Source organism: Nocardia sp. NPDC020380, assembly GCF_044386975.1.
Classification (GTDB): Bacteria; Actinomycetota; Actinomycetes; order Mycobacteriales; family Mycobacteriaceae; genus Nocardia.
The window spans coordinates 26,053-52,787 of the sequence record NZ_JBIRVQ010000006.1 but is presented as its reverse complement, the minus strand read 5'-3'; the positions used below and the strand labels follow the sequence as shown (position 1 = coordinate 52,787).

Sequence of the window (26,735 nt, the reverse complement as noted above, 5' to 3'; positions counted from 1 at the left end):
GACCGGCTCTGTTTCCGGGGTCCAGTTGGCCTCGATGATGGAGCGATGCTGGTTCGCCGACTCCTCGCCCTCTATGCCGGATTGTGGTTGTACGGGTTCTCCATGGCCGTGATGATTCGCGCGGCCATGGGCCTGGACCCGTGGGATGTGTTCCACCAAGGCGTGGCGAACCACGTCCCGCTGAGCTTCGGCACCATCACCGCCCTCACCGGCGCCGCGGTATTGCTGGCCTGGATTCCGCTGCGGCAGTGGCCCGGCCTGGGCACCATCAGCAATGTCTTCGTCATCGCGGTATCGGTGGACGCGGGCCTGAACTGGCTGCCGCAGCTCGAGGGCCTGCCGCTGCGCATCGGCGCCATGCTCGGCGCGGTGGTCCTCAATGCGATCGCCTCGGTGCTCTACATCGGCGCGGGCTTCGGGCCGGGCCCGCGCGATGGCCTGATGACTGGACTGGTCCGGCGCACCGGCCGCCCGGTCTGGCTCATCCGCACGAGCATCGAAGTGACCGTGCTGACCATCGGCTTCCTGCTGGGCGGCAGCGTGGGCGTCGGTACCGTGCTGTACGCGCTCGGCATCGGGCCGCTCATCCACCTGCTCATCCCGCTCGTCCACGACCACCTGCCCGGATTCCACACCGTTCAGCGGGCCGCCGAATCGGAGCCGGGTAGGGTGGAAGATCGAAACGCCTTGTGGGAGCTACCGATAACGGAGAGCGATGCGACACGGTAACGGGCTGGACATTCCGGAGACGCTCGAGGACGTGTGCGCGCCCGAGCGCCTGGCGCTCGTCGTGTACGACATGCAGGTCGGCGTGCTGTCCCAGCTGGACGACGGGCAGCAGATCATCGACCGCGTGGTCCGGGTGGTCGAGGCCGCCCGCCGCGGCGGCTATCCGATCGTCTTCCTGCGGCACATGTTCCTGCCCAAGCGGTTCATGGGCGCCTTCGCCCTGCGCATGGCCATGAACTGGCAGGGCGTCGACACGGTCGACGCGGTCACGCCCATCCTGCAGCGCGACAGTCACGGCGCCCAGCTGGTACCGGAACTGCAACCCCGCGCCGACGAGATCGTGCTCGACAAGACCACCATGTCGGCCTTCGAGGGCACCCCGCTCGCCTCGACCCTGCGCGACCTGGGGATCGGCGCCTACGCCATCGTGGGCGTCGCCCTGGAGATCGGCATCGCGCCCACGGTCGCGCATTCCACCGATCTGGGCTTCATCCCGGTCGTGGTGCGGGACGGCGTCGGCGGCCGCGACCAGGCCGGATTGGCCCGCGCCTGGGACGAATTCGCCTTCCAGGGCAATGCCATGGTCACCGACACCGACACCCTGGTGCCGCTGCTGGAGAAGACCGGCTAATCCGACGACGGAATCCAGGCCGGATGCCACAGGCGTCCGGTCTCGGTCCAGTTCATGAAACGCACCGTGCCGGTGAGCTTCGGGCTCACCCAGACCGCGTCCTTGGTCTCGTCCGCGGTGAGCCGATTGCCGAACGGGCTGGTCTTGCGTTCCAGCCGATGCAGCCTGCCCGACAACTCGTTGAGCTCCTGCTCGGTGAATCCGGTGCCGACCCGGCCCAGGTAGAACAGGTCGCCATCGTGCGGCACACCGACCAGCAGGGACGCGAATTGCCTTGCCGTCGAACGGCGATAGCCGCCGACCACCACCGAGAGGGTGCGCCAATTGCGGGTCTTGACCCAGGACTGGCCGCGCTTGCCCGGTAGGTAGATGGAGTCACGGCGCTTCGCCACCACGCCTTCCATCCCGTACTCCTGGCTGTACCGCAAGGCCTCCGCGCCCGAGCCTTTCAACTGCGGCGGGACGATGAGCGAGGGCGCCTGCGCCGCCAGCGCTTCCAGCACCCGGCGGCGATCCTCGTAGCGTTTGCGCACCAGCGAGGTGCCGTCGAGATACAGCAGATCGAAGGCCAGGAAGACGGCGCGGCCCGAATCCTCGCGGAGCAGGCCGATATTCGCCGCACCGTGATCGTCGAAGACCACCGCCTCACCGTCCAGCACCGCGCGGTGGCCGGAGAGCTCCTGGCCGAGCACGGCCACACCGGGGTATTTGCCGGTCACCACCAGGCCCGCGCGGCTGCGCAGGGTCACCGCGCCGTCCTCGATCTCGGCGATCAGGCGGAAGCCGTCCCATTTGGTCTCGAAGGCCCAGTGCTCCGCGTCCAGGGTCGAGACGTCGCCGGGGGTCGCCAGCATGGGCGTGATCCCGTGCGGCATGGCGGTCTCCGACCGTGTCACCGGCTTCGGCTGCGCGCCATTACCTTCCGGAGATCCACTGCCTTCCCGGAAATCAGCGCGCTGATCCTTCATCAGGTGCATGAGCCACTGATTGCCGTTGGTCTGGATGAGCGCGTACCGCCCGTCCAGCCGTTCTCCGTGCAGGCGCACGATGACCTCGTCGTCGCGCCATTTCTCGGTCTCGTAGGTACCGGTATCCCAGATCGTCATCTGCCCGGCCCCGTACTCCCCCTTGGGAATCGAGCCGTGGAATTCGAGATACTCCAGGGGGTGATCCTCGGTGTGCACGGCCAGCCGGTTCTCGTGGGTATCGGTCGGCGGGCCCTTGGGCACGGCCCAGGACACCAGGACGCCGTCCCGCTCCAGGCGCAGGTCGTAGTGCAGCCGCCGGGCCCGATGTTCCTGGACCACATAGCGATTCCCGGCGCTCGGTGCGGGCGCGGTGGCGGGCACGGGTTCCGGCGTGCGGTCCGGGTCACGCATGGAACGGTAGGTGTCGAGGCGGTCCGGCGCCCGCGCCGGCAGGTCCTCGTCGAGCTCGGCGAGCAGGTCGCCCTGGGCCTGGAAGCGTTTCAGCACCTCGTCGAAGTGCAGGTGCCGCAGGCGTTTCCGGTCCTCGATCTCGTCCCAGCTGCGCGGTGCGGCCACCCACGGTTCGGTGCGGCCGCGCAAGGAATACGGGGCGATGGTGGTCTTGGCCGGATTGTTCTGGCTCCAATCCAGGAAAACCTTGCCCTCCCGGGCGGATTTGGCCATGGTCGCCGTGACCAGTTGCGGCCGCAGCTGCTGCAGATTGGTGGCCACCTGCTTGGCGACCGCGGAGGCCCCGTTCGGGCCGAGCTTGCGGTCGAGGGGCACGTAGACGTGAATTCCCTTGGAGCCGCTGGTGACCGGATACGCCGTCAGGCCCACCTCGTGCACCACATCGCGCAGGATGAGCGCGACCTCGGCGCATTGCGCCAGGCCCGCGCCGGGCCCGGGATCGAGGTCGAAGACCAGGCGGGTGATGTCACCGACTTCCGCGCCGTCGAAGCGCCATTGCGGCACATGCAGTTCCAGCGCCGCCTGCTGGCCGAGCCAGGCCAGGCCGGCCACCGAATCGAAGACCGGGTACACCACCGGCCGGTCGGAATGCTGAACGGTGTAGCGCTCGATCCACTTCGGGGCATGCTCCGGCAGGTTCTTCTCGAAGAACGACTGCTCGTCCACCCCGTTCGGCCACCGCTTCCGCGTCACCGGCCGCCCCGCGATATGCGGCAGCAATGCCGGCGCTATGGCCGTGAAGTAGTCGATGACCTCTCCCTTGGTGGTACCCGTGGCCGGGTACAGCACCTTGCCGAGGTTGGTCAGCGCAACCTCGATACCCCCGAAATCCCTGCGGGAGGACATAACAGCAGTTTACGGGCGCGCACCGACAAAACTGCGGTACTCGCCGTAACCCGGCACACCCGCGAAAAGTCAACGGGCCGTTCAGATCACCTGCGGCACCCCAGCCGCACCCGAACGACCCGTACAACCGCCCCCGGGACTAGGCCGGAGGCTGCTCGCCCGACGGCGCTTCCGGCGCGGGTTCCGGGGCCGGTTCGGCCGGCGCTTCCGCGGGCGCGGGCTCGGCCGGAGCCGCTGCCGCCTCGGCGGGAGCTGCCGCCGGAGCCGACTCGTCGGTCGGGATGGCGTGCTTCACCGCTTCCGCACCCTTGTCGATCTGCGCGTCGTACTTGCCGCCGGTCTTCTCCTTGATGGCCGCACCGGCCTTGTCCACCGCCTGCTCGATTTTATCGGCGTTCTGGGCCGCCACTTCCTTGCCCTTGCCGACCAGTCCCTTGAGGGAATCAACAAAACCCACAGCCCTGCTCCTCTCACTCTCGGTCTTCGGTCACTGGCGAACATCTTCCCACCACGAATCCCGTGGTGGGAGGCCAATCGGGTCGATCCGCTGCCCCGGCTTCGGCACGGCGATGCGTGTCCCCGCCTCCTGGGCCGCGGCCACCAACCTCTGGACCGGTTCGGACCAGCCGTGGAAGGCCAGATTGAAGGTCGCCCAGTGAATCGGCACCAGCACCCCGTACCCGGGGTCGCCGACACACAGATCCGAGTGCGCCCGCACGGCCTCCTCGGGGTTCATGTGGATGTCGGGCCAGTGCTTGTCGTAGGCGCCGATGGGCAGCAGGGTGAGATCGAACGGGCCCAGCCGGGCCCCCGCCTCCGCGAAGGCCTTGGTGTAACCGGTGTCGCCGCCGAAGTAGACGCGCCGGGTCGGGCCGGTGATGGACCAGGACGCCCACAGCGTCGTATTGCGCACCAGGCCGCGGCCCGAGAAGTGCCGCGCCTCCGAGCAGGTGATCACCAGATCGGTGCCGTCACCACGATCCCGGCCCAGTTCGGACAGCGAAACCGAAGCGGCCCAATCCAATTCGACGATGCGATCCTCGGGCACCTGCCAGTGCCGCAGATGCGCGCCGATACCGATCGGCACGATGAACACGGCCTGCTGGGTACTGACCAGCCCGTCCACGGTGTCGCGGTCCAGGTGGTCGTAGTGGTCGTGCGAGATGAGCACGGCGTCCAGCGGCGGCAGGTCCTCGAGCGGCGACGGCACCGGATGCAACCGGGCCGGGCCCACCAGCGCGGACGGCGAAACCCGTTCGCTCCACACCGGATCGGTGAGCACGCGGTAGCCGTCCACCTCCACCAGGCAGGTGGCGTGCCCGTACCAGGTGACCGCCAGATCGCCGGCCTGCTCCGGCAGGGCCGGCTGCTCCAGCGGGATCACGCCCGGCGGGCGGCCGTGATTGCGCTGTGTCGCCAGCTGATACAGCACCTCCACCATCGAACCCGAGATCTGCGTGCTCGGTTCGGTGTTGTGGAACTGCCGATTGCGATAGGTGGTGGCGCCCCGCGCGGTCGGCGCGATCGCCGACACCGACGCGCCCATGGCGGAGGGAATCCCCCACGCCGCCCGGACCAACCAGGAAATACCGAAAGTACCCGCAGCCATACCCACCAGTCTCCGCGGATTCATCCCCATGCGCTTCCTGTTCATCGGCCGGCGAACTTCGCCGGGCGCTTCTCCAGCCGGGCCACGCGCGCCTCCTGGGCGTCCGCGCTGGACCAGGCCGCGGCCAGGGCCGCCGTCTGCTCCGGCGTGTCCAGGCCGCGGGTGTCGTCATCGTTGAACACGAGCTTCATATGCCGCAGCGAGAGCGGCGCCAGCTCGGCGATCTGCTTAGCCCAGGTCTGCGCGTCCGCCAGGGTTCCGATCTTGTTGGCGAACCCGAACGCGTAGGCGTCCGCGGCCTGGACCCGCTCGGCGCCCAGCAGCACCGTGCGCGCCGGACCCGGCCCGAGCAGCGCGGCCAGTCGCCGCACCGTCCAACGGTCAACGGAGATACCGAGTTTCGCGGCCGGAATGGCAATGAACGAGTCGGGCGTCATGACCCGTAGGTCCGACGCCAAGGCTAGTTGCACACCCGCACCGAACGCCCCGCCGTTGATCGCCGAGATCACCGGTACCGGCGCCGTCTCGATGGCGCGCAGCATGCCGAGCAATCCGGACAGGAAACTGTCCGAATACACCCCGTCCAGATCCGCGCCCGCACTGAACAGCGGGCCCTGGCCGGTCAGCACGATCACCCGCGCGGTCGCGGCCGCGTCCTCGATCGCCGCACGCAGCTCCCCGACCAGCGCTTCATTGAGTGCGTTCCGGCGTTCCGGACGCTGCAGTTCGATGGTGACGACCTCACCATCGCGGCTGATACCGAGCATTTGCCCTTCCCCACTGTGCTGCCTACCCATGGTCAACCCCACTCTAAGCGCGCGTAACGTCGGGCCCGTGACAGCAACACCCGATGTCGACATCCTCGTGATCGGTGCGGGGCAGGCCGGACTCTCCGTCGGCTACCACCTGAAACGGCTCGGATTACGGCCCGAACAGGACTTTCTCATTGTCGACCACGCTCCCGCGCCCGGCGGGGCCTGGCAGTTCCGGTGGCCGTCTTTGACATTGAGCACAGTGAACCGGGTGCATGATCTGCCGGGAATGTCGTTCGCCGAAACCCTGCCCGACGGATCCGCGAACGCGCAGGCCGCGACGGCCGTACCGCACTATTTCGCGCTCTACGAGAAGACCTTCGACCTGCGGGTGCACCGGCCCGTCTCGGTGACCGTCGTCTGCGACCGCGCCACCACCGCCACCTGCCCCAATGCCGAAGTCGACGGACTGCTGCACGCCGAGGTGAAACCCGGCGACCCGATCCGCACCCGCGGACTGGTGAACGCCACCGGCACCTGGGACAAACCCTTCATCCCCTACTACCGGGGCGCCGAGACCTTCGCCGGACGGCAACTGCACGCCCACGACTACCACAGCGCAACGGAATTCACGGGGCAGCACGTGGTCGTGGTCGGCGGCGGGATCACGGCCATCCAACTGCTGGACGAGATTTCGGAGGTCGCCACCACCACCTGGGTGACCCGGCGCGAACCCGTCTTCCGCACCGGCGAATTCGCGGCCGAGGACGGGCGGCGCGCGGTCGCCATGGTCGAGGACCGGGTGCGGCGCGGGCTACCGCCGGGATCGGTGGTGTCGGTGACCGGGCTGCCGGAGAACGATCGGATCCGCGCGGCCCGGGAACGCGGTGTGCTGCAACGGCATCCGATGTTCGCGGAGATCGAGCCGGAGGGTGTGCGCTGGGCCGACGGGAGTTTCCAGCGGGCCGACGTGATCCTGTGGGCCACCGGATTCCGCAGTGCGCTGGACCATCTCGCGCCGCTGCGACTGCGCGGGCCGGGTGGCGGAATCACCATGACCGGGCGGCTCGCGACGCAGGTGGCCGCGGATCCGCGGATCCATCTCATCGGCTACGGACCGTCCGCCAGCACAATCGGGGCAAATCGGGCGGGACGAGCGGCCGCCGTGGAATTGACCGAATACCTGGGGATTCGGACCGCGACGCACTAAACGGGCGCGTCCATGGCGAACGTGTCCGGGTCGCCGCCCTGACGGCCGTCCTTGTCGATGGCGGCGATCTGGGTCATCTCGCGGCCGGTCAGCTCGAAATCGAAGACCGCCAGGTTCTCCGCCATGCGGGACGGGGTCATGGATTTCGGAATCGCCACATTGCCCAGCTGCATGTGCCAGCGCAGGATGATCTGCGCCGGCGTGCGCTCGTATTTGGCGGCGAGACCGATGATCACGGAATCGTTGAACTCGGTGCCACGGCCCAGCGGACTCCACGCCTCGGTGACGATGCCGTGCTGGGCATGGAAGGCGCGCAGCTCGGCCTGCGCGTAGTAGGGGTGCAGCTCAACCTGATTGACGGCGGGCGTCTCACCGGTCTCGGCCATGACCCGCTCCAAGTGCGCTTTCTTGAAGTTCGAGACTCCGATCGAGACCACACGGCCCTGCCGCTTCAGCGCTTGCAGCGCACGGAAAGTATCGACGTACAGATCCGCCGACGGGACCGGCCAGTGGATGAGGAACAGATCCAGGTAATCGAGGCCCAGCCGCTTCAGGCTGGTGTCGAACGCGCGCATGGCCGCGTCATAACCCTGATCGGCGTTCCATAGCTTGGTTGTGACGAACACCTCATCGCGCGGCAGACCCGATTCCGCGATCGCCCGGCCGACTTCTTCCTCGTTCCCATAGAACGAGGCGGTGTCGATGCTGCGGTAGCCGAGTTCCAGAGCGGTGTGAATGGTGCCCACGGCCTCGTCACCGACGACCTTGTACACACCGAACCCGAGCTTCGGCATGACCTGGCCGTCATTGAGGACGATCGCGGGGATATCGCTGGTCTCACTGCGGTAAGTCACCATTCCGACCGTAGCACCAGATGAGGGTCAGTTAACTCTCAGCAGACAGGCCCAAGCGGCGATAGCGGCGGTGCCGATCGGCCACCAGCTTCTCCACCGGAGTCGCGGTGAGGCCGGCCAGCTCCTCGGCAATGGCCTCCACCATGCGCAACGCGAAATCAACCGGTTCATCCGCCGCATCCGGGTACTCGTGCACGATGCGATCGACGATGCCGTCGGCCTTCAGATCCGAGGCGCGAATGCGCTGTGCGGCTGCCAGTTGCGGGGCGTGGAAGGTATCGCGGTAGACGATGGCGCTCGCGCCCTCCGGCGGCAGCGGGGCGAGCCAGCCGTTCGCCGCGGACAGCACCCGATCGCACGGCAGCAGGGCGAGCGCGCCGCCGCCACTGCCCTGACCCAGCAGGACCGACACCGTCGGAGTATCCAGAGTCACGAGATCGGCTATGCAGCGGGCGATTTCGGGCGCCAGGCCACGCTCCTCCGCCTCCCGCGACAGGGAAGCGCCCGCGGTATCGATGACCAGCACCAGGGGAACCCGGAGTTCGGCGGCCAGGTGCATGCTGCGGCGGGCTTCTCGGAGAGCGGCCGGGCCCATGGTGTTGTCCGGCGACTGACCCGCGCGGTCGTGACCGAAGACGATGCAGGGCTGACCCCGGAAACGGGCCAGCGCGTGCACGATCGTGCGATCCAGTTCGCCTTGTCCGGTGCCGGACAAGGGAACTCGCTCGGTGGCGTGCCGCAGCAGTTCACGAGTACCCGGGCGATCCGCACGCCGGGAGATGAGGACCGACTGCCAGGCGTGCACATCCAGGACGTCCAGCAGCGCAGGCCCCTCCTCGTGACCGGCCAGGAAGTCGCCCACCCCATTACTGGATCGGTTTGGGTCGCTTTCCTTTTCGGGCAGCGGCAGCGGACCGTCCAGGAAGACCGTGAGCGCGCGGTGCACGATGCGGCGGAAGACCGGGACAGGCACCACACCGTCGATCACGCCATTGCGGTACAGATTCTCGGCCGTCTGCACGCCCTCAGGAAAACTGCGGCCGTACAGCGCCTTGTAGACCCGCGGCCCCAGGAACCCGATCAAGGCCCCCGGCTCCGCAAATGTCATGTGCCCCAGCGAACCCCAGGACGCGAACACCCCGCCCATGGTCGGATTACGCAAGTACACCAGATACGGATGACCCGCCGCCTTGTGCGTCGCGAGGGCGCCGGCCACCTTCACCATCTGCACGAAAGCGATTGTGCCCTCTTGCATCCGGGTACCACCCGAGGTCGGCGAGGCAAGCAGCGGCAGCCCCTGCGCGGTGGCGCGCTCGACCGCGGACACGATGCGTTCCCCGGCGGCGATGCCGATCGAACCCGCGAGAAAACCGAACTCGCAGGCGATCACCGCGACCCGCCGTCCGCGCAGCAACCCCTCCCCGGTGAGCACCGACTCGTCGACGCCCGCCGTTGCCGCGGCAGCCTGCAGTTCCTCCTCGTACCTGGCGGACACAGGTACCGATACCGGCGGTCGATCCCAGCTCACGAACGAACCGGGATCGAGCAATTCGCCGAACAGTTCTCGCGCCGAGATCTTCACGGCGCGAGCTTAGCTTGCCGGTAGCCCTGCACAGCTCTACCAGAAGTCTGCGTGCGACAGCTATGACCAGTAGCCCCGCACAGGTGAAACTAGTAGCCCTGCACGACCTTGCGCAGCGCGTACTCGGTGACGGCGACCAGGGCCTGCTTCACAGGCTCCCGGCGGCGCGCGTCGATGGAGAGGATCGGGACATCGGCCGGCACCGCGAGTGCCGCCCGGATGTCCTCGACCGGATACCGTGGCGCATCGTCGAACTCGTTGATGGCCACCAGGAAGGGTAGGTGCCGCGCCTCGAAGTAGTCGACGGCGGCGAAACTGTCCTCCAGCCGGCGGGTGTCGACCAGCACCACCGCGCCGATGGCGCCACGGATCAGGTCGTCCCACATGAACCAGAAGCGATACTGACCCGGCGTACCGAACAGGTACAGCACCAGGTCGTCGGCCAGGCTGATACGGCCGAAATCCATGGCCACCGTAGTGGTGGCCTTCGACGGGACTCCCGTCAGGGAGTCCACGCCCACACTGGCATTGGTCACCAACGCCTCGGTGCGCAGCGGAACGATCTCCGACACGGCACCGACCAAGGTCGTCTTACCCACACCGAAGCCACCGGCCACCACGATCTTGGCCGACGTAGGCTTGCTGGTGCGGGTGTCGACGTGTGTCGTCGAATCAAATACGCCGGAGTCCACTGAGAACCCTTTCGATCAGCTCGCGACGTTCATCGTCGCTGGAATCGTCTTTCAATGTCGCCGATACCCGCACATGGCCGGCTTCGATGAGGTCGGCGACCAGCACCCTGGCGACCCCGATCGGGATACCCAGGCGTGCGGCTACTTCGGCAACCGACGGCGATTCTCTGCACAACTCCACGATTGACGTCTCGATGTTGGTGAGTTCGAACTGCCGCTCCAAGGCGACCGGATGCGATGCGACGAGCGCCTCCAAGGCGAGCTCCACCTTCGGCCGTGTCCGACCGGCCGTCAGTGAATAGGGGCGAACCAAGCTCGGTTCGGCGCTCCCTACTCGTTCGTTGTCTATGTCCATCCCGCCATCAGGAACCCATCGTGACGCGAGGTGTGGCCTGGACTGTCTGGCCCACCCGCTCGACCAACAACGCCATCTCGTATCCCACCTGTCCGATGTCACACGAGGTATTCGTCAGCACCGCGAGGTAGGAGCCGTCACCGACCGCCATGAGCAGCAGGTAGCCGTGCTCCATCTCGACGACCGACTGCAACACGGTGCCGCCTTCGAAAAGGTTCGACACACCCACCGAGAGGCTCGCGAGCCCCGCGGTCACCGCGGACAGCTGTTCGGCACGGTCCACTGGAAGCTGCGCGCTCGCGGCCATGAGCAGGCCGTCCGCCGAAACGAGCACAGCATGCGCAACGCCGGGAACCTCATTGGCGAAGTTCGAAACCAGCCAATCCAGCTGACGCTTCGTTCCACCTAGATCGGGGTTCATCGGTCTCCTTTATCTCCGGTTAGGTTCATAGCTTTCATCGCGCGGCCATCCCGGACGCCCTGCTGGTGACGACTCAGACTTGACCTGATGGATTCTGGGTCCCGATGGGGTGCCTTGTCAGCGTTTCCGTTCACACCGCCGGGAACAAGTCGGTTACCCGGATCGCGTTGCGGCAGACCGGCGGCCGTCCGCTTCTCGGCCGAGGACTCCACCGCGCGCCGCGCGGCCTGCCAACCCTCATCACCCGGTGATTCGAAGGAGGAGGCCACCTGGGACCGGTCGGCATTCGGATCGGACAACCATGCCGACATCATCTCAGCGAAGATCGGCGTGCCGCCCATGATGGGGTCACCGGCGTCCGCCGGCTGCAGCCGCGTCTGGAAGAACGAGGCGGCCTTCTGCGGATTCGAGCGGAAACTGTGCCGGCCCGGCTCCTTCACGCCATCGGAACCGTTCGGCGACAACCCCACTCCCGGAATCGGCGCGGGACGCTGCGGCAGACCCGCACCCGGATCACGCTGCGGCAGACCACCGGTTCCACGCTGCGCCGCTCCACCTCCCAGCGCTTGACCCGGCGCGCCCGCACCCGGCTGCCGCTGCGGCAGCCCACCCGCAGCGGGATCCCGCTGCGGCAGACCGCCGGAAGCCGGATCCGCTCCGCCTCCCCGCGCTTGCTGGGGCAAACCAGTGTCCCGCTGCGGCAAGCCGCCTTGACCGGCCGCGGCCGGATCACGCTGCGGGAGACCACCATCACGCTTGGGCAGCCCACCGGCCGCCGGATCACGCTGCGGCAGACCATCACGCTGCGGCAGGCTGCCACCGAACGGCGACTCCGCCTGCGGCGCACCATTGCCACCCGGACTGCGACGCGGCAAACCCCCACCAGCGGGGTCCCGCTGCGGCAACCCGGACGCGCCGGAATCACGCTGCGGCAAGCTGCTCAGACCATCACGCGGCGGAAGCCCGTGCCGGCCCGAATCGGTCAGACCATTGACGCCCGGATCACGCTGCGGCAGACCACCGCTGGCATCCCGCTGCGGCAAGCCACCACTCGCGTCGCGCTGCGGCAAGCCACCCGCAGCCGGATCACGACGAGTCGGACCGGAATCACGCTGCGGCAACCCGCCATCGCGCTGCGGCAACCCACCATCACGCTGCGGCAGACCACCACTCACGTCACGCTGCGGCAACCCGCTATCGCGCTGCGGCGCACCGCCGTCGCGCTGCGGAAGCCCGCTGCCGCCATCACGCTGCGGCAAGCCACCGTCACGCTGGGGCAGACCACCATCGCGCTGGGGCAGACCACCACTGGCATCCCGCTGCGGCAAGCCACCCGCGGCCGGATCACGACGAGTCGGACCCGAATCACGCTGCGGCAAGCCGCTATCACGCTGAGGCAACCCGCCATCGCGCTGGGGCAGACCACCATCACGCTGCGGCAGACCACCATCACGCTGCGGCAAGCCGCCACTCACGTCACGCTGCGGCAAGCCACCCGCGGACGGGTCACGACGGATCGGACCGGAATCACGCTGCGGCAAACCACCGTCGCGCTGGGGCAGCCCATTGCCACCGTCACGCTGCGGCAGGCCGCCCACGGCGGAATCCCGCTGCGGCAGGCCGTTACCCGGGCCACCCTCACGCTTGGTGGCGGAGGAGTCGCGGGAGTCGCGGGACGGCGCGCCATTGGCGCCCGGCTCACGCTGCGCCGCTCCACCACCCAGCGCTTGCCCACCGGCGGCAGGACGCTGCGGGAGGCCCGAATTCGGATCCCGCGGCGCACCGTTCGCCCCCGGCGCGCCATTGGCGCCCGGATTGCGCTGAGGCAGCCCACCGGCCGAGTCCCCGCGCTGCGGGAGTCCGACCGAGGGGTTGGGGCCACGCGGCGGCAATCCGCCCGACTGGTTCTGCCCGGGCATCGAACCCGGTCCCCCCGGACCGCGCGGCGGCAATCCGCCACCCTGGCCCGGCTCCCCCGGTGCGCCCGGTCGCTGCGGCAGTGTGCCGCCGCCCTGGCGCTTGAGCATGTTCGCGGCGAGACCACCCCGCGGTGCGGCCGGGGCCTCGCCCGGCTGCCGCGGCTGAAGGTTCGTTGCCGGCTGCGACTGCGGCGCGGCCGGACCGTGCGCACCCGGCTCGCGCTGAGGTAGGCCGCCGGGTCTTCCACCGCCCGGGGCCACCGGAGCGGCCACGGTGTGCTTCACGGTCGGGCCGTTCACGCCCGGCTGCCGCTGCGGCAGTCCGCCACCCGGCCCGGAGATACCCGGCGCCGCGGCACCCGGATTGCGCTGCGGCAGACCGGTCGCCGCACTGGCGGCGGCCGGTGCCGGGGCCGCGGGAGCCGGCGGCGCGGACACGGACGGCGCCGCGTTCGCCGGAATCGGCCCGCTCACACCCGGATCCACGGTGACCATCACATTGCCGGTCGCCGTGCGGGTGACCGCACGCATCTGCATGGAGGACGGCGCACCCGCCTGATTGCCCGCACCCTGCGGGGCGGCGGCCGGATCCGGGTTCGGCGTCATCGGATTCGGCTGCGGCGGCACCGAGATGGTGCCACCCTGCGCCACGATCAACGGCTTCGGCACGTGCACGGTCACGGTCACACCGGGATCGCGCGCGGTGTCGAAGGTCGGGCGCAGCCGCACGGTCAGGCCGTGCCGCTCGGCCAGCCGGCCGACCACGAACAGGCCCATGTGGCGGGCGGTATCCGGACCGACCTCGGCGACTGCTTCCAGACGCCGGTTGATCTCGGCCATTTCGGACGGCGGCATACCGATGCCGCGGTCCGCGACCTCGATGAGCAGGCCCTGATCGTGCGCCTGCGCGAAGGTGAACTTGACGTCCGTCTCCGGCGGCGAGGCGCGCAGCGCGTTGTCCAGCAGCTCGGCGAACAGGTGCGCCATATCGGAGGCGGCCGGTTCGACCAGCGAACCACGCGGCGTCGCACCCAGTTTGACCCGCTCGTAGTCCTCGACCTCGGAGATGGCGGCCCGCAGCACGTCGGCGATCTCGACCGGCGCCGACTTGGTGCGGCGCTGCTTGGTGCCGGCCAGAATCAGCAGGTTGTCGCCGTTACGGCGCATACGCGCGGCGAGATGGTCCAGGCGGAAGAGGTTTTCGAGCAGGCGCGGGTCCTTCTCGTCGTACTCCATCGCCTCGATGAGCGAGAGCTGGTGATCGACGAGCGATTTGGATCGGCGGGCCAGGGTCTCGAACATGTCGTTGACCTGGGTACGCATGGCGGCCTGGTCGGCGGCCAGGCGCAGCGCCTGGCCGTGGATGTCGTCGACGGCGCGGGCCAGCTGGCCGATCTCCTCGTCGGTGTGCACCGGCATGGGTTCCAGCGGAACGTCTTCCGGGTCGGCGCCCTCACGCAGGGCGGCGACCTCCTGGCCGAGGTCGTATTCGGCGACGCGCAGGGCGGCCAGGCGCAGACGGCGCAGCGGCACGATCATCGCGCGCGCGATCAGCACGGCCAGCGCCAGCGCGCCCAGAATGGTGGCGATGACGATGATGGAGTAGCGGATGGCGCCCGAACGCGCCTGCGCGGCCAGATCATCCACGCGGGACACGATGTCCTTGGTGGAGTTGGTCGCAATGCTCTGATAGTTGTCGATGCTCGCGACCAGCGAGTCCTTCAGATCCGACACCGGCAGCTGCCCGGCCTGCGCCTGCGGGCCGTTGACCAACTGCACGCGGTTGTCGGCCGCCTTCTGCAGATCCGAGATGATCGGGTCGCCATCCTTGAAGCGGTGCGCGAGCACGGCCAGCATCTGGCGCTCGGTGTTCACCGCGATCTGGATGTCCTTCAACCCGTCCTTGGGGTTGTTGCGTAGCGCCTCGGCCATGCCGGCGACCTCGTTGAACAGCATCCAGCGGGCGTTCAGCGAGTCGACCAGCTGCAGTTTGGACTGGTCCACGCTCTTGTCGGCGATGCTGGAGACGATGTTCTCCACCGTCTTGACGCTGTCGCCGCGGATCTTCTCTTCCTGCGCGACCGTGTCCGGAATCGATGCGGAGGGGGCCAGGCCCTGGGCCCGGATCGCCTTGGCGCCCACGATCATCTCGTCGAGCGCGGCCCGCGCGCTCGGTACATCGCTCAGGCGGGACGCGGCTTTCTCGGCGAACTGGATCGAGGTGTCCAACTGCGCGAGTTCGGGATCGGACGTCATCGACTGATTGGCGCCCAGCATGACCATCTGACCGGAGGCCACCTGGCCCGCGGTCGCACTCAAACCCGTGATCGCCGGGATGACCCCGACGTGATCGACTGCCGTCGAGAGCCGGCTGGAGTCGGCGAATTCCGCCGAGATCCTGGACGCACCCAGCACCACCGCGACCAGCAGCGGCACGGCGAGCACCGCCGTAACCTTCCAGCGCAGGTCCCAGTTGCTCAGCGCCCAGCGCCTATTGCTGCCGGACCTAGCGGCGTCACGCATCTCCCACTCACTTTCCAAACTGGCCCAAGCCACGCGCCATCAGCGAGCCTCCGCGATCGCACGCTGGGCTCGACAGACAGAGCTGGCCGAGAACTGCGGCTGGCCGAGAAATTGCGTCCAAGACGGCCGAAATATGTGACATGCGATTCTAACGGATCAATAACTTCTTGTGTGACTTCTTGGCAACCACCGGGCTCTGACCTGCCGATTCCAGGCAAAATCAAAGGTCGCGGCGTCCGCCCGGACGTCGCGTGAAGTCTGCCACAATCAGGCAGATCTATCGAGGCGGGCATCGAGGCGGAGCTAGGGAGTCACGGGGTTGAACGCGAAGCAGGAGTATCGGCCGGCCTATCAGGTCAGCCTGGTCGATCCCTCGGAGTTCTGGCGCACCGCGGCCGAGTTCATCAGCTGGGATGTGCCTCCCACGCAGATTCTCGACACCACGGCCCGCCCGACGGCTCGGTGGTTTCCCGATGCTCGCCTCAACACCTCCTACAACGCGCTGGATCGGCATGTGCGCGAGATCACACCCCAGGAAGACCCGGCTGGGGAATCAACCGGTGGTCGCGAAGGTGGTCGCGCTGATCAGCCCGCCCTAATATACGACTCTGCTATGACCGGCGCCAGGCGCGTCTATACATATGCCGAGTTGCTGGACGAAGTTGCCCGATTTGCCGGATCCATGCTGCGCCTTGGTGTTCGGACCGGCGATCGTGTCGTCATATATATGCCGATGATTCCCGAAGCCGTGGTCGCCATGCTCGCCTGCGCCCGCATCGGGGCCGTGCACTCGGTGGTCTTCGGCGGGTTTGCCGCCCCCGAACTCGCCGCCCGCATCGACGACGCCGAGCCTGTGCTCATCATCACAGCGTCAGGGGGGCTGGAACCCGGCCGCCGCATCGAGTACCCGCCGATCGTGCTGCAGGCCCTCGACCTCGCCGCCACCACCGCACCCCGCACCGTGCTCGTGAAACAGCGCGAAGGCTTCCCCACCATTCGTTTTTCCGCCGAACAGGCCGCCACCGAACACCTCCCCGCCTCCTCGGAGACGGTGGCCGCCCGCTGGCTCGACTGGGAGGACGCGGTCCGCGACGCCGAACCCGCCGCGCCCGTCTCCCTCGCCGCGACCGACCCGCTCTACATCCTCTACACCTCCGGGACCACCGGTAAGCCCAAGGGCGTGGTGCGCGACAACGGCGGCCACGCGGTCGCGCTCGCCTGGTCCATGCGCAATATCTATGACGTGCACGCCGGGCAGGTCATGCTGACGACCTCCGATATCGGCTGGGTCGTCGGGCATTCCTATATCGTCTACGCGCCACTGCTGGTCGGCGCGACAACCGTGCTCTACGAAGGCAAACCGATCGGTACCCCCGATCCCGGCACCTTCTGGCGGCTCGTCGACGACTACAAGGTCGACGTGATGTTCACCGCACCGACCGCGCTGCGCGCCATCCGCCGCGCCGACCCCGACGCCGAATTCGCCCACCGGCGTGACCTGTCCACCCTGCGCGCCCTCTTCTGCGCCGGTGAACGCCTCGACCCCACCACCTATGAATGGGCCCGCGACACCCTCCTCGCCGACCGGCCCGACTGCCCGGTGGTCGACCACTGGTGGCAGACCGAGACCGGCTGGCCCATCTGCGCCAATCCGCTCGGGCTGCAACCACTTCCGATCAAGCCCGGCTCGGCCTCGGTGCCGGTGCCCGGATATCGGCTGCGCGTACTGGATTCCGAGGGCAATGCCGTCGCCCCTAATACAGAAGGAAACATCGTCATCGGGCTGCCGCTGCCGCCCGGCACGCTGACCACCCTCTGGCGCGACGACGCCCGCTACGAACGCTCCTATCTCTCCGCCTATCCCGGCCACTACCTGACCGGCGACTCCGGCTTCTTCGACGAGGACGGCTACCTCTTCGTCCTCGGCCGCAGCGACGACGTCATCAATATGGCCGGGCACCGGCTCTCGGCCGGCGGTATCGAGGCCGCCATCGCCGGACATCCGGCCGTGGCCGAGACCGCGGTCGTCGGCATCCCCGACGAGCTCAAGGGCCAGCGGCCCATCGGTTACGTGGTGCTCAAGACCGGTATCGACATCGACGCCGGCGTGCTGCGCGCCGAGATCATCGAACGGGTGCGCCAGCGCGTCGGATCCATCGCCACCCTCTACGACGTGGTCGCCGTGACCGCCCTGCCCAAGACCCGCTCCGGAAAGATCCTGCGGCGCACCATGCGTCAGATCGCGGCGGGCGACGAGTACGAGGTGCCGCCCACCATCGAGGACTCGGCCATGCTCCCCACCTTGGAAAAGCAGATCCGCGATGCCGTCACAGTGATGGAAGACCGCGAACGCATCGCCGCCGCCGAATCCTCCGCCGCCCAGACCATGCCCATCCGCCGCATCGACCTCCCGCACCCCGACGGGAATCCTCCTATGCCAACAGGAGATTCAGCCGTCACCAGCTGATGCCGCGACCCTGAAGTTCGCGGCCCGCCCCGGTTCTGGACTGAGTGGAGCGGGGGAGCGCAGCGGAGGAGCGGAAGGAGGGAAGAACCGGGGTCACAAGGGCCGCGAACCGCCGCAGCGAAGCGGAGGCAGAAAATCCAGCCTCACAGATTTCTCAGACGGCGTTCATCAGCGCCCCAACGGGATGCTTTACCGTCGGGCAGGCGCGGATCATCCGCGTGCCAGACCGATCTGGAAAGGCCTGATGAATGAGTTTCATGCGTAATCGGCGGACGGCAGCGGTACTCGGCGCGGGCGCGCTCGCCTCGCTCGCCATCGCACTGGTGCCCGCCACGGCGTCGGCGAGCCCCGCGGATCTGCTGTCGCCGCTGCTCGACACCACCTGCAGCTTCGCCCAGGTCGACGCCGCGCTGCACGACAAGGCCCCGGCCATCGCCTCGTACCTGGACCAGAACCCCGACACCAAGGCCCAGATCAAGGCCAAGTTCGACGAATCGCCCGAGCAGCGCAAGGCCGACGTGCAGGCCTACATCGACGCCAACCCGGACGCCGCGAACAAGGCCCAGAGCGACCCGCGGGCCGGCGGCCTCGCCGCCACCGTTCAGCAGGTCGCCGACTCGTGCCACAACTACTGAGCTAGCGGCTGCCAGAATGGAGTCCGTGGTCGAACGCGGTGAGTTACCTACGGTCCTTGTCGTCGACGACGACGAGGATGTCCTGGCATCCGTCGAACGCGGACTCCGGCTGTCCGGCTTCAAGGTGGTGATCGCCAGGGACGGCGCGGAGGCGCTGCGCTCGGTCACCGAGCAATCCCCCGACGCCATCGTGCTCGATATGAACATGCCCGTGCTGGACGGCGCGGGCGTGGTCACGGCTCTGCGGGCCATGGGCAACGAGGTCCCCATCTGCGTGCTGTCCGCGCGCAGCTCGGTCGACGACCGGATCGCCGGACTCGAATCCGGGGCCGACGACTATCTGGTGAAGCCGTTCGTGCTCGCCGAACTGGTGGCGCGCATCAAGGCGCTGCTGCGCCGCCGCACCGACGTGCCCGCCTCCACGATTCCGGGCGCGCTCTCGGTCGGCCCGCTCGAGGTCGATGTGGCCGGATACCGGGCATTGCTGCACGGTCGCGAAATCGAGCTCACCAAAAGGGAATTCGAGTTGCTGTCCACCCTGGCGCGCAGTGCGGGCGTGGTGCTGAGCCGCGAACGACTGCTGGAACTGGTGTGGGGCTACGATTTCGCGGCCGATACCAATGTGGTCGACGTCTTCGTCGGATATCTGCGCCGCAAGCTCGAGATCGACGACACCCCGCGGCTTTTGCACACCATTCGCGGTGTCGGATTCGTGCTGCGCGCACCGAAATGACGCGAGACCTATGAAGCGGCGCCGCCACTCCTATTCGCTGCGCACCAGGGTCGCCGGTGCCGCGGCACTGGGCGCGACAATCATTGTGGCCGTTCTCAGTTGGGTCACCATCTCCGCTATCGAACGCAACAATCTCACGCAGGCGGATCAGCAGCTGGCGGTGTCCTCGCGGGTGGTGTTGCTCGAACCCGTTTTATCGGTGACGGTGCTGAACATCCTCGGCACCAATAACAAAATGGCATTGACGGTGCGCAATGCCGACGGTTCCGTGGTCAGTACCTCGACGCAGCTACCCGCGGAACCGGTCGGGAATCACACTGCCACCGTGGGCGGCAATACCTTCCGGATACTCACCACCACCGAGAACCAGCCGACGGGACGCATTGTCTCGCTGGGTATTCCGACCACCGAAACCGATCGGGCCACCGCGCAGCAGCGGCGCTTCGTGCTGTTCGCGGCGGTGGCGGCCGTCGCGGCCGCGGCCGGGCTGGGCTGGCTGTTCGGCGGCCGGGCGGTGCGGCCCATCGTGCTGCTCACGCAGGCCGTGGACCAGCACGGGCCCAATGGCGAGCCGGGCGCCCCACTGCCCGTGGACGGTTCGGGCGTGAAGGAGGCCGACAAGCTGTCGGAGGCGGTCAACACCATGCTGGAACGCGTGGACGTGGCGCAGACCGAAACCGCCGCAGCACTGGAGACCGCCCGCGACTTCGCCGCCGTCTCGGCGCACGAACTGCGCACCCCGCTCACCGCCATGCGTACCGATCTGGAAGTGCTCAGCACCCTCGACCTGGACGAGGCGCAACGCCGGGAAATCCTGAACGACCTGCAGCGCGGGCAGAAACGCGTGGAGAACACGCTCGGCGCGCTGGAACGACTCGCCGCCGGGGATCTCAGCAATCAGCGCGACCACGTCGCCACCGATGTCGCCGAACTCTGCGATGCCGCCGCCCACGACGCCATGCGGCACTTCCCGGCCCTCAAGGTGAGCATCGACACCGATGCGGAGCTGATCACCCGCGGCCTGCCCACCGGGCTGCGGCTGGCCGTCGACAATGCGCTCACCAATTCCGCGCGGCACGGCGGGGCCACCCTGGCCGTCGTGTCGGCGCATCGGAATCCGTTCGGGTTCATCGTGATCGCCGTCGACGACAATGGCCGGGGTATTCCGGCGGCGGAACGGGTGGCGGTGTTCGAGCGGTTCTTCCGCGGTAGTCAGTCCGCCAAGGGCGGGTCCGGGTTGGGGCTGGCGCTGGTCGCGCAGCAGGCACAATTGCACGGTGGCCGGGCCTATTTCGAGGACAGCCGGCTCGGCGGGGCGCGGCTGGTGCTGGAGCTGCCCGATCGGCCCCGGCCCTAGCGGGATTCAGACCTTAGCGAACTCTCAGACAATCATCAGAGGTACGGACAATCCATACCCGTACGGTCTGAACGGTGTTCGGAAAACGTACCCGCTGGGCCCTGATCGTCCTGCTCGCCGCAGCCGTGGTTGCCGCGGGTGCCGTCGGATATCTGCGCCTCGCGAAATCACCCACAGGCATCGCACTCATCAACCACGACACCGGACCGCAGGGCGCGAAGATCGCGAAAGCCCTGCAGGACAGCGGGTCCCCATGGCATGTGGTCGGGTCGGCGAGCACCGCCGACTACGCCGCCGTCATCACGCTGCCCGCCGACCTGTCTGCCGACATCACCTCGCTGGCCACCGATAAACCGCAGAAGGCGCAGGTCACGGTGGAATCCGCGCGCCGCGCCGACAAGGACACGGTGAACGACGCGGTCAACGACGTCACCAAGCGCATCAGCGCGGCCGGGCTGGACAGCCTGTTCGCCGCCACGAATGCCGCGCGCGGCCAGGTTTCGCAGGTCCAGTTCACCTCGCAGCTGCTCAATGCGGGCGTACAGGCCGCGGCCGACAGCGCCGGCCAGTTCCAGGGCGGGGCCGGGCAGATGCTGGACTTCCTGCAGCAGGCGAAAGCCGGTGCGGGACAGCTGACCTCGGGCATCGATGCCCTGAACGGCACCCTCGGAGCGGCCACCACGCAGGCGAATCAGCTGGCCACGGCGCTGGATTCGACCGGGGTCACCATCGGGCAGGTCGGCAATGCGGCGAGCGGGCTGAGCAGCGGGCTGAATCTGGTGCTGCCGCTGCTGCAGGCGCTGCCCTTCGCGAACGATCCGCAATTGGCGCCGATCATCACGCAGCTGCAGGGTTTGCAGACCATCGCGAATCAGGCGAACGCCCAGTTGGCGGGTTTCGCGAGCCTCACCGGGACGCAGCTCACCTCGGATACCCAGGTCGGGCAGTTGCTGCGTGATGCCGCAGGCAAATTGAGCGAGGCAAGCGTCCAATTGAATCAGGGTGCGCAGCTGGCGCAGAGCATTCCGCAGATCGCCGATACCGCGAGCACCGAGCTGACGGCCGCGCTGCAGGCGATGACCGGCGGGGTCGGGCAGTTGCAGACGGTGTCGAACAACTTGGGCAAGCAGGCAAATCAGGCATTGCAGGCGCTGCCGCAGCGCGGAGTGCAACAGCAGGCGGCGATTTCGTCGGTGCTGACCGATCCGGTGGAGATCGTTCGCAAATAACGTTCGCAAATAGTTGGCAACAATCGGCGGTTCGTCCGGATAAGATTGCGTCCGGATTGCTCTAATCGACCCGTTTCACCAGATTCTCTACCCGCGTCACGGCTCCACCACCCCGCGCCTCGGTACCGGAGAGGAAACGATCGTGAGCATGTTGCTGGCCGCGCACGACATGTACGGCTCGGTCCTGGCCCAGATGGGCAACCCCACCGCCGAAACCCCGCCCATGGCGGACAAGATGATGAAGATGTTCCGCTACTTCACCTGGTTCACCCAGATGTCCGGCATCGCCGCCATCACCTACGGCGGCGGCCGCTTCGCCTGGGAAAAGTGGGGCGGCGGCTCCGCCTCCCCCAAGATGATCGCCAACGCCATGGTCGGCGGCGCCACCGCCACCAGCGCCGGCACCATCATGAACGCCGTAGTCGGCTCTTAACCCGGCCCCACGCGCCCCCGCCCCCAGCGGCGGGCGCGGCCCCCGGCCCCACCCGCAACCCGCGCCCGGCATCCAGCGCGAAGCTCGCCGCGCGATTCACGCTCTGCACTCACAGCCCGAGGACCAGCGCTCACTGCGCAATTCGCGCCCGGCACACACCTATTCGGAGCCGACTTGATGTGCGCTGAGCGATTCGGATCCGCACCCCCAGCTCGCGGCCGCGCGGGCCGCGTCTTGCCTGCCGGGGAGCCAGGCGTCAGCGTGCGTGACCGCAGCAGGCAGGCGCCCCCGCCGCTCGAGGCTCGCTACGCGGTTCGCGCGCGGACGTAAACTCCCCCAGCAACGATCGGGCCCGCCGCGCATACTTGCGCGGCGGGCCCGAATCTTGTTGCGCCGGTGGCGCAATGGGTCAGTTCACGACGTCCAGCAGGTCGATGATGAAGACCAGGGTCTTGCCGGAGAGGTGGTGGCCGGCGCCGGCCGGGCCGTAGGCCAGCTGGGGCGGGATGGTGAGCTGGCGGCGGCCGCCGACCTTCATGCCGGGGATGCCGTCCTGCCAGCCCTGGATCAGGCCGCGCAGCGGGAAGGTGATGGACTCGCCACGGCTCCACGACGAGTCGAACTCCGCGCCATTGTCGAACTCGACGCCCACGTAGTGGACATCGACGGTGTCGCCCGGCTTGGCCTCAGCGCCGTCGCCGACGACGAGATCCTTGATCACGAGCTCGGCGGGCGCCGGGCCATCCTGGAACTCGACTTCGGGCTTGGTCATGGGTAGTCCTCTTCGTTAGGGAACGATTGGTATCACCTTATGCCGCGTGACCCACGGCATAACTCAGGGGCTCGGCCCGTGCCGGACCGGCCCCACGCCGAACCGGACACGCCGGTGGCCAAGGTCCCTATTACCCCGCCGCACGCCCGAGCAACCCTCGAGCGGCACAATTCACAGCCGTGGCCCACTTGATCGACATCGACGACCCCGCCGATCCGCGGGTCGCCGACTTCCGCGACCTCAACAATGCCGACCGGCGTCCCGACCTGCCCGGCGGCAAGGGCCTGGTCATCGCCGAAGGCGTCGTGGTGGTGCAGCGCATGCTGGCCTCCCGGTTCACCCCGTTCGCGCTGCTCGGCGTCGAGCGGCGGTTCGAGCAGCTCGGCGAGGAGCTGGCCGGGGTGGACGTGCCCTGCTACCGCGCCACCGCGGAGGTCATGGCGGAGATCGTCGGCTTCCACCTGAACCGCGGCGTCCTGGCCGCGGCACACCGGCCGCGCGAGCTCGAGGCCGAAGAAGTACTCGAGACCGCGCGCACGGTGGCCGTGCTGGAGGGCGTGAACGATCACGAGAACATCGGCTCGATCTTCCGCAATGCGGCGGGCCTCGGCGCGGACACGGTGCTGTTCGGCGACCGCTGCTCCGATCCGCTGTACCGGCGCTCGGTGCGGGTATCCATGGGCCATGTATTGCGGGTGCCGTTCGCGCAACTGCCACCCCTGCCGGACGGCCTGGATGTCTTGCGCCACAACGGATTCCAGACCATCGCCCTCACCCCGAACCCGAAGGCGGACACCCTCGCCACGGCCATGACCGGAGACAAGGTGGCCCTGCTGCTGGGCGCGGAAGGCCCCGGCCTCACCGAGGAGACCATGGCCGCCAGCGATATTCGTGCGCGCATACCGATGACACCGGGCACCGATTCGCTTAATGTGGCGACCGCTGCCGCCATGGCCTTCTACGAGAGAGTGCGAGCACAGTGAGTCATCCGCCGGACGGACCCTACGGCTACGGATACTCCGAGCCCACCCCGTGGGCGACCGGGATCACCGTCGCCGTCCTCGTGGCCGCGCTCGCCGCCTGCGGCGTCTACGCCTTCGGCTCCGCACTGGCGCATGTGCATCCGCTGCTGTCGATCGCGGTGAACCTGATCGCGGTGGGCGGCGCCGCGCCCACGGCGTGGCGCTGGCGCTTCGCGCCGGTGACCCGCTGGGTGATCGCCGGCCTGGCGGCGGGCGTACTGCTGGCGTGGCTGGCGCTCATCCTGCCGGCATTGTTCAACTGACGACCCGGCCGCATGCCGGTCCAGCGCCGCGGCGGCAAGACCCGATCCGGCTCCGGCTCCGCGGTATTGGATCAGGAGACGCGGTCGTGGCCGCGCAGCCAGCCGAACAGGCCGCGTTTGCCATTGTGTTCCAGTTCCGGTTCGGGTGCGGCCTCGGGTTCCGGGGCTTCACCCTTGGGGAACAGCGAGAATCCGCACACCTGAATCTCTTCCGAGACCAGGGCCTCGGCGGGCGTCCTGCCGCGATAGCGGAAGCCGAGCCACACCTCGTTGGCGGCGTCCGCGAAGTCCGGCGGATCGAACGGCAGCAGTTGCGGATCGGGCAATTCACCCGGCTGCAGCTCGATGGGATAGTCGCCCGCCCAGTAGGGCCGCTCCCAGACCCGCGGCAACCCTTCGTCCTCCAGGATATTGACCCGGGTGGCGCTGAACGACCGCCGGAATTCACCACGCTCCCAATGCGCGAACGCACCCCAGCCCAGCGACAGGTCATAGGAGATGAGGAACGTGTGCTCCGAAGCGAGCGGGCGAACCAGCAGCTCCGGCAGTTTGGTGGGCCGCGGCAGCGCCGCCTGGGTGGAGCACACGACGGTCACCCCGGGATAGCAACCGATGTAGACGGATTCGGGATCGGGTCCCGCCCAGACCTTCATGGTGCCGGACGCGGCGGGCACCACATCGCGATCCGGATTGAGCTGGCGCGCCAGGGCCCACGCGGCCTCCGGATCGGGGCCCGGGTGTTCGCGCAGGACGGAAACCGGATCGGAGGCGTCGACGTACCAGATCGATGACACTGTGGACGGCACCTACGTCACCTCCCGAAGTCATTGCATACGAGCTGGCAACTCTTGAGCAACATGGGGCGGCCATGGCACGGCGTCGGCAGGAGGTCGGCCCTGCATGCACCGCCACCAGAACTGAATCTACCCCCGACGACAGCCGAAATGTCGCTGTTGCGCAAGCGGGTTCCCGGCGCGGCGCGACAATCCCCGGACCGCCGGGATCAAATCGCTAGCAAACTCTCAGTGACCGGAGCTGCGCACGCCTAGGAGCACGTCCTCCCAGGACGGCATGGGCGCCTTGCCACCGCGCTTGGCGCGATTGGCCTTCTGCGCGTTCGGCTTGGGCGCCGGCTGCGCCGGAGCCTCGGCCTCGGCGGGCGCCGATTCGGACGCGGGGGTTGCGGGCGCCTGCGCTGCCGCAGGAGCAGCAGCCGGCGGAGTCACAGGCGCGGGCGCCGGAACCGCAGGCGCCGCAGCCGAAGCGGTCACGGCCGGGCTCGACTGTGCCGCGGCCGGAGCCGGGGCCGAATGCGCCGGAGCCGCAGGCTCTTTCGGAGCGGCGGGCGCGGCAGCGGGTTCCTTCGGCGCGACCGGGGCCGGAGCCGCGGCCGTCACCGCGGGCACGGTGCCATCCCCTACCGCGGCGCGCTGCTCGAAATACGCGGCCGGGGCCTGCTGATTCGCCACCCGCGCGGTCTGCTGCGACGGGACGCGCGTGGGCGCGGGTTCGTAGTCCGCCACGCGCTCCTCGCGCGCGGCGGGCGCGTGAATGGGACTGCTCGTCGCCACCACCGGTTCCGGGGCGGCCGGTTCGTTCTGCGCGGGCAGGATGGTCGCCAGCCCCCGCAGGGCGCGGCCGAAGTCGGGATCGATGAGATCGGAGGCCGGATCGTCGAGCGGCACCACGGAGCCGCCGTGCGCGTCGGGCTGGTAGCGCCAGTGCGCGGCGATCACGGAACGGCCCGCCTGCCACTGCAATTGGGCCACCCAGTAGCCCTTCTCGTCCTTCCAGGCGTCCCATTCGGCGACCTCGATGGTGTGGCCGCGCTCCGCGAACGCCGCGGACACGATTTCGATGAGGGTCTCGATGGCCGGGCCGTCATTGCGGACCGGATGCGCCTTCTGCGCCAGTTCGGCGGCCCGCGCGCGCTCCAGCAGCACGGGGTAGGCGAAACGCTCGACCCGGGAGAGCGGCATGCCGGACTCTTCGGTCACCTGCTCGACCGAGGCACCGGCGCGGATACGGGCCTGGATATCGCGTGGACGCATCGTGGCTTCCATTTCGATCTCGATCTGGCCGAATCGGGCAAGGTCTCCACGGGCGGCGGCGCGCAATTTGTCGTCGGCGGGCAGCCGGTACTTCTGGCCGGTCTCGGTATCGATGCACACGATGTGCGCGGAATCGGGCGTCAATCCGATTACTCGAAGTTCACGCACCGTTACCTCCTTATCGCTGCGTCCGTCACAGCCAGGCTCGCGC

At 68.3% G+C, this 26,735-nt stretch carries 24 protein-coding genes; 11 read left to right on the top strand and 13 right to left on the bottom strand.

The window, feature by feature from the left end:
* Positions 1-45 precede the first annotated feature (45 nt).
* The gene (locus ACH438_RS17120; protein ID WP_397006145.1) at positions 46-729 is read left to right on the top strand and encodes a YitT family protein; all 684 of its coding nucleotides are present in this window, start codon (positions 46-48) and stop codon (positions 727-729) included.
* Positions 716-1,360 (top strand): isochorismatase family cysteine hydrolase, encoded by a 645-nt coding sequence (locus tag ACH438_RS17115; RefSeq protein ID WP_397006143.1) that lies wholly within the window; start codon positions 716-718, stop codon positions 1,358-1,360. Before ACH438_RS17120 ends, ACH438_RS17115 begins: the two co-directional genes overlap by 14 nt.
* Here ACH438_RS17115 and ACH438_RS17110 read toward each other — a convergent pair.
* The 4 genes from ACH438_RS17110 to ACH438_RS17095 all read right to left on the bottom strand — a co-directional run bounded on the left by ACH438_RS17110 (position 1,357) and on the right by ACH438_RS17095 (position 6,021).
* Positions 1,357-3,645, bottom strand: a complete 2,289-nt coding sequence (locus ACH438_RS17110) for an ATP-dependent DNA ligase (protein WP_397006141.1) — start codon at positions 3,643-3,645, stop codon at positions 1,357-1,359. The two genes, ACH438_RS17115 and ACH438_RS17110, sit on opposite strands and share 4 nt — an antisense overlap.
* A 139-nt stretch (positions 3,646-3,784) precedes the next feature.
* A complete protein-coding gene (locus ACH438_RS17105) occupies positions 3,785-4,102 on the bottom strand; it encodes an antitoxin (protein ID WP_397006139.1) in 318 nt (105 codons plus the stop codon).
* A gap of 30 nt (positions 4,103-4,132) precedes the next feature.
* The gene (locus ACH438_RS17100) at positions 4,133-5,278 is read right to left on the bottom strand and encodes an MBL fold metallo-hydrolase (RefSeq protein ID WP_397006137.1); all 1,146 of its coding nucleotides are present in this window, start codon (positions 5,276-5,278) and stop codon (positions 4,133-4,135) included.
* 17 nt (positions 5,279-5,295) lie between these two features.
* On the bottom strand, positions 5,296-6,021 hold the full coding sequence (locus tag ACH438_RS17095; protein ID WP_397006135.1) for an enoyl-CoA hydratase: 726 nt from the start codon (positions 6,019-6,021) through the stop codon (positions 5,296-5,298).
* A gap of 28 nt (positions 6,022-6,049) precedes the next feature.
* On the opposite strand from ACH438_RS17095, the gene ACH438_RS17090 reads away from it, so the two are divergent.
* On the top strand, positions 6,050-7,216 hold the full coding sequence (locus ACH438_RS17090) for an NAD(P)-binding domain-containing protein (RefSeq protein WP_397006133.1): 1,167 nt from the start codon (positions 6,050-6,052) through the stop codon (positions 7,214-7,216).
* Here the strand turns inward: ACH438_RS17090 and ACH438_RS17085 are convergent.
* From ACH438_RS17085 to ACH438_RS17060, 6 genes are all read right to left on the bottom strand, one after another.
* Positions 7,213-8,070 carry an aldo/keto reductase gene (locus tag ACH438_RS17085; RefSeq protein WP_397006131.1) on the bottom strand — a complete coding sequence of 286 codons (858 nt, stop codon included), beginning with the start codon at positions 8,068-8,070 and terminating at the stop codon, positions 7,213-7,215. The genes ACH438_RS17090 and ACH438_RS17085 overlap by 4 nt on opposite strands.
* 31 nt (positions 8,071-8,101) lie before the next feature.
* Positions 8,102-9,652: a carboxyl transferase domain-containing protein gene (locus ACH438_RS17080; protein WP_397006129.1), complete on the bottom strand. Its 1,551-nt coding sequence runs from the start codon at positions 9,650-9,652 to the stop codon at positions 8,102-8,104.
* 89 nt (positions 9,653-9,741) lie between these two features.
* Positions 9,742-10,344 (bottom strand): GTP-binding protein, encoded by a 603-nt coding sequence (locus ACH438_RS17075; RefSeq protein WP_397006127.1) that lies wholly within the window; start codon positions 10,342-10,344, stop codon positions 9,742-9,744.
* Positions 10,325-10,699 carry a DUF742 domain-containing protein gene (locus tag ACH438_RS17070; RefSeq protein WP_067531005.1) on the bottom strand — a complete coding sequence of 125 codons (375 nt, stop codon included), beginning with the start codon at positions 10,697-10,699 and terminating at the stop codon, positions 10,325-10,327. Before ACH438_RS17070 ends, ACH438_RS17075 begins: the two co-directional genes overlap by 20 nt.
* Before the next feature lie 7 nt (positions 10,700-10,706).
* On the bottom strand, positions 10,707-11,120 hold the full coding sequence (locus ACH438_RS17065; protein ID WP_029930951.1) for a roadblock/LC7 domain-containing protein: 414 nt from the start codon (positions 11,118-11,120) through the stop codon (positions 10,707-10,709).
* On the bottom strand, positions 11,117-15,562 hold the full coding sequence (locus tag ACH438_RS17060; RefSeq protein ID WP_397006124.1) for an ATP-binding protein: 4,446 nt from the start codon (positions 15,560-15,562) through the stop codon (positions 11,117-11,119). Before ACH438_RS17060 ends, ACH438_RS17065 begins: the two co-directional genes overlap by 4 nt.
* A 319-nt stretch (positions 15,563-15,881) precedes the next feature.
* On the opposite strand from ACH438_RS17060, the gene ACH438_RS17055 reads away from it, so the two are divergent.
* From ACH438_RS17055 to ACH438_RS17030, 6 genes are all read left to right on the top strand, one after another.
* Positions 15,882-18,029 carry an AMP-binding protein gene (locus ACH438_RS17055; RefSeq protein ID WP_397006122.1) on the top strand — a complete coding sequence of 716 codons (2,148 nt, stop codon included), beginning with the start codon at positions 15,882-15,884 and terminating at the stop codon, positions 18,027-18,029.
* A 248-nt stretch (positions 18,030-18,277) separates the two neighbouring features.
* A complete protein-coding gene (locus ACH438_RS17050) occupies positions 18,278-18,664 on the top strand; it encodes a hemophore-related protein (protein ID WP_397006120.1) in 387 nt (128 codons plus the stop codon).
* Positions 18,665-18,689: 25 nt separating this feature from the next.
* Positions 18,690-19,397 (top strand): response regulator transcription factor, encoded by a 708-nt coding sequence (locus tag ACH438_RS17045; RefSeq protein WP_397006118.1) that lies wholly within the window; start codon positions 18,690-18,692, stop codon positions 19,395-19,397.
* Positions 19,398-19,407: 10 nt separating this feature from the next.
* The gene (locus ACH438_RS17040; RefSeq protein ID WP_397006116.1) at positions 19,408-20,754 is read left to right on the top strand and encodes a sensor histidine kinase; all 1,347 of its coding nucleotides are present in this window, start codon (positions 19,408-19,410) and stop codon (positions 20,752-20,754) included.
* A gap of 74 nt (positions 20,755-20,828) precedes the next feature.
* The gene (locus tag ACH438_RS17035) at positions 20,829-21,983 is read left to right on the top strand and encodes a YhgE/Pip domain-containing protein (RefSeq protein WP_397006114.1); all 1,155 of its coding nucleotides are present in this window, start codon (positions 20,829-20,831) and stop codon (positions 21,981-21,983) included.
* Between the two features lie 148 nt (positions 21,984-22,131).
* The gene (locus ACH438_RS17030; protein ID WP_397007119.1) at positions 22,132-22,416 is read left to right on the top strand and encodes a hypothetical protein; all 285 of its coding nucleotides are present in this window, start codon (positions 22,132-22,134) and stop codon (positions 22,414-22,416) included.
* Positions 22,417-22,825: 409 nt separating this feature from the next.
* Here the strand turns inward: ACH438_RS17030 and ACH438_RS17025 are convergent, their stop codons facing one another.
* Positions 22,826-23,188: an FKBP-type peptidyl-prolyl cis-trans isomerase gene (locus ACH438_RS17025; protein ID WP_397006112.1), complete on the bottom strand. Its 363-nt coding sequence runs from the start codon at positions 23,186-23,188 to the stop codon at positions 22,826-22,828.
* A gap of 179 nt (positions 23,189-23,367) precedes the next feature.
* On the opposite strand from ACH438_RS17025, the gene ACH438_RS17020 reads away from it, so the two are divergent.
* Positions 23,368-24,171, top strand: a complete 804-nt coding sequence (locus ACH438_RS17020; protein WP_397006110.1) for a TrmH family RNA methyltransferase — start codon at positions 23,368-23,370, stop codon at positions 24,169-24,171.
* Entirely contained in the window at positions 24,168-24,473 is a 306-nt protein-coding gene (locus ACH438_RS17015) for a DUF2537 domain-containing protein (RefSeq protein WP_397006108.1), read from the top strand. Before ACH438_RS17020 ends, ACH438_RS17015 begins: the two co-directional genes overlap by 4 nt.
* A gap of 71 nt (positions 24,474-24,544) precedes the next feature.
* Here the strand turns inward: ACH438_RS17015 and ACH438_RS17010 are convergent, their stop codons facing one another.
* Positions 24,545-25,279: a DUF6928 family protein gene (locus ACH438_RS17010; RefSeq protein WP_397006106.1), complete on the bottom strand. Its 735-nt coding sequence runs from the start codon at positions 25,277-25,279 to the stop codon at positions 24,545-24,547.
* A 216-nt stretch (positions 25,280-25,495) separates the two neighbouring features.
* Positions 25,496-26,692, bottom strand: coding sequence for a septation protein SepH (sepH, locus tag ACH438_RS17005; RefSeq protein ID WP_397006104.1), 1,197 nt, complete (start codon positions 26,690-26,692; stop codon positions 25,496-25,498).
* Positions 26,693-26,735 lie beyond the last annotated feature (43 nt).

Bases quoted from the DNA above. Each gene is read 5' to 3' on its own strand.
- ACH438_RS17065 (WP_029930951.1), bottom strand. From the start codon at position 11,120: ATGAACCCCGATCTAGGTGGAACGAAGCGTCAGCTGGATTGGCTGGTT.
- ACH438_RS17040 (WP_397006116.1), top strand. From the start codon at position 19,408: ATGAAGCGGCGCCGCCACTCCTATTCGCTGCGCACCAGGGTCGCCGGT.
- ACH438_RS17110 (WP_397006141.1), bottom strand. From the start codon at position 3,645: ATGTCCTCCCGCAGGGATTTCGGGGGTATCGAGGTTGCGCTGACCAAC.
- ACH438_RS17025 (WP_397006112.1), bottom strand. From the start codon at position 23,188: ATGACCAAGCCCGAAGTCGAGTTCCAGGATGGCCCGGCGCCCGCCGAG.
- ACH438_RS17095 (WP_397006135.1), bottom strand. From the start codon at position 6,021: ATGCTCGGTATCAGCCGCGATGGTGAGGTCGTCACCATCGAACTGCAG.
- ACH438_RS17120 (WP_397006145.1), top strand. From the start codon at position 46: ATGCTGGTTCGCCGACTCCTCGCCCTCTATGCCGGATTGTGGTTGTAC.
- ACH438_RS17050 (WP_397006120.1), top strand. From the start codon at position 18,278: ATGAGTTTCATGCGTAATCGGCGGACGGCAGCGGTACTCGGCGCGGGC.
- ACH438_RS17090 (WP_397006133.1), top strand. From the start codon at position 6,050: ATGGTCAACCCCACTCTAAGCGCGCGTAACGTCGGGCCCGTGACAGCA.
- ACH438_RS17070 (WP_067531005.1), bottom strand. From the start codon at position 10,699: ATGGACATAGACAACGAACGAGTAGGGAGCGCCGAACCGAGCTTGGTT.
- ACH438_RS17100 (WP_397006137.1), bottom strand. From the start codon at position 5,278: ATGAATCCGCGGAGACTGGTGGGTATGGCTGCGGGTACTTTCGGTATT.
- ACH438_RS17115 (WP_397006143.1), top strand. From the start codon at position 716: ATGCGACACGGTAACGGGCTGGACATTCCGGAGACGCTCGAGGACGTG.
- ACH438_RS17030 (WP_397007119.1), top strand. From the start codon at position 22,132: ATGTTGCTGGCCGCGCACGACATGTACGGCTCGGTCCTGGCCCAGATG.
- ACH438_RS17060 (WP_397006124.1), bottom strand. From the start codon at position 15,562: ATGCGTGACGCCGCTAGGTCCGGCAGCAATAGGCGCTGGGCGCTGAGC.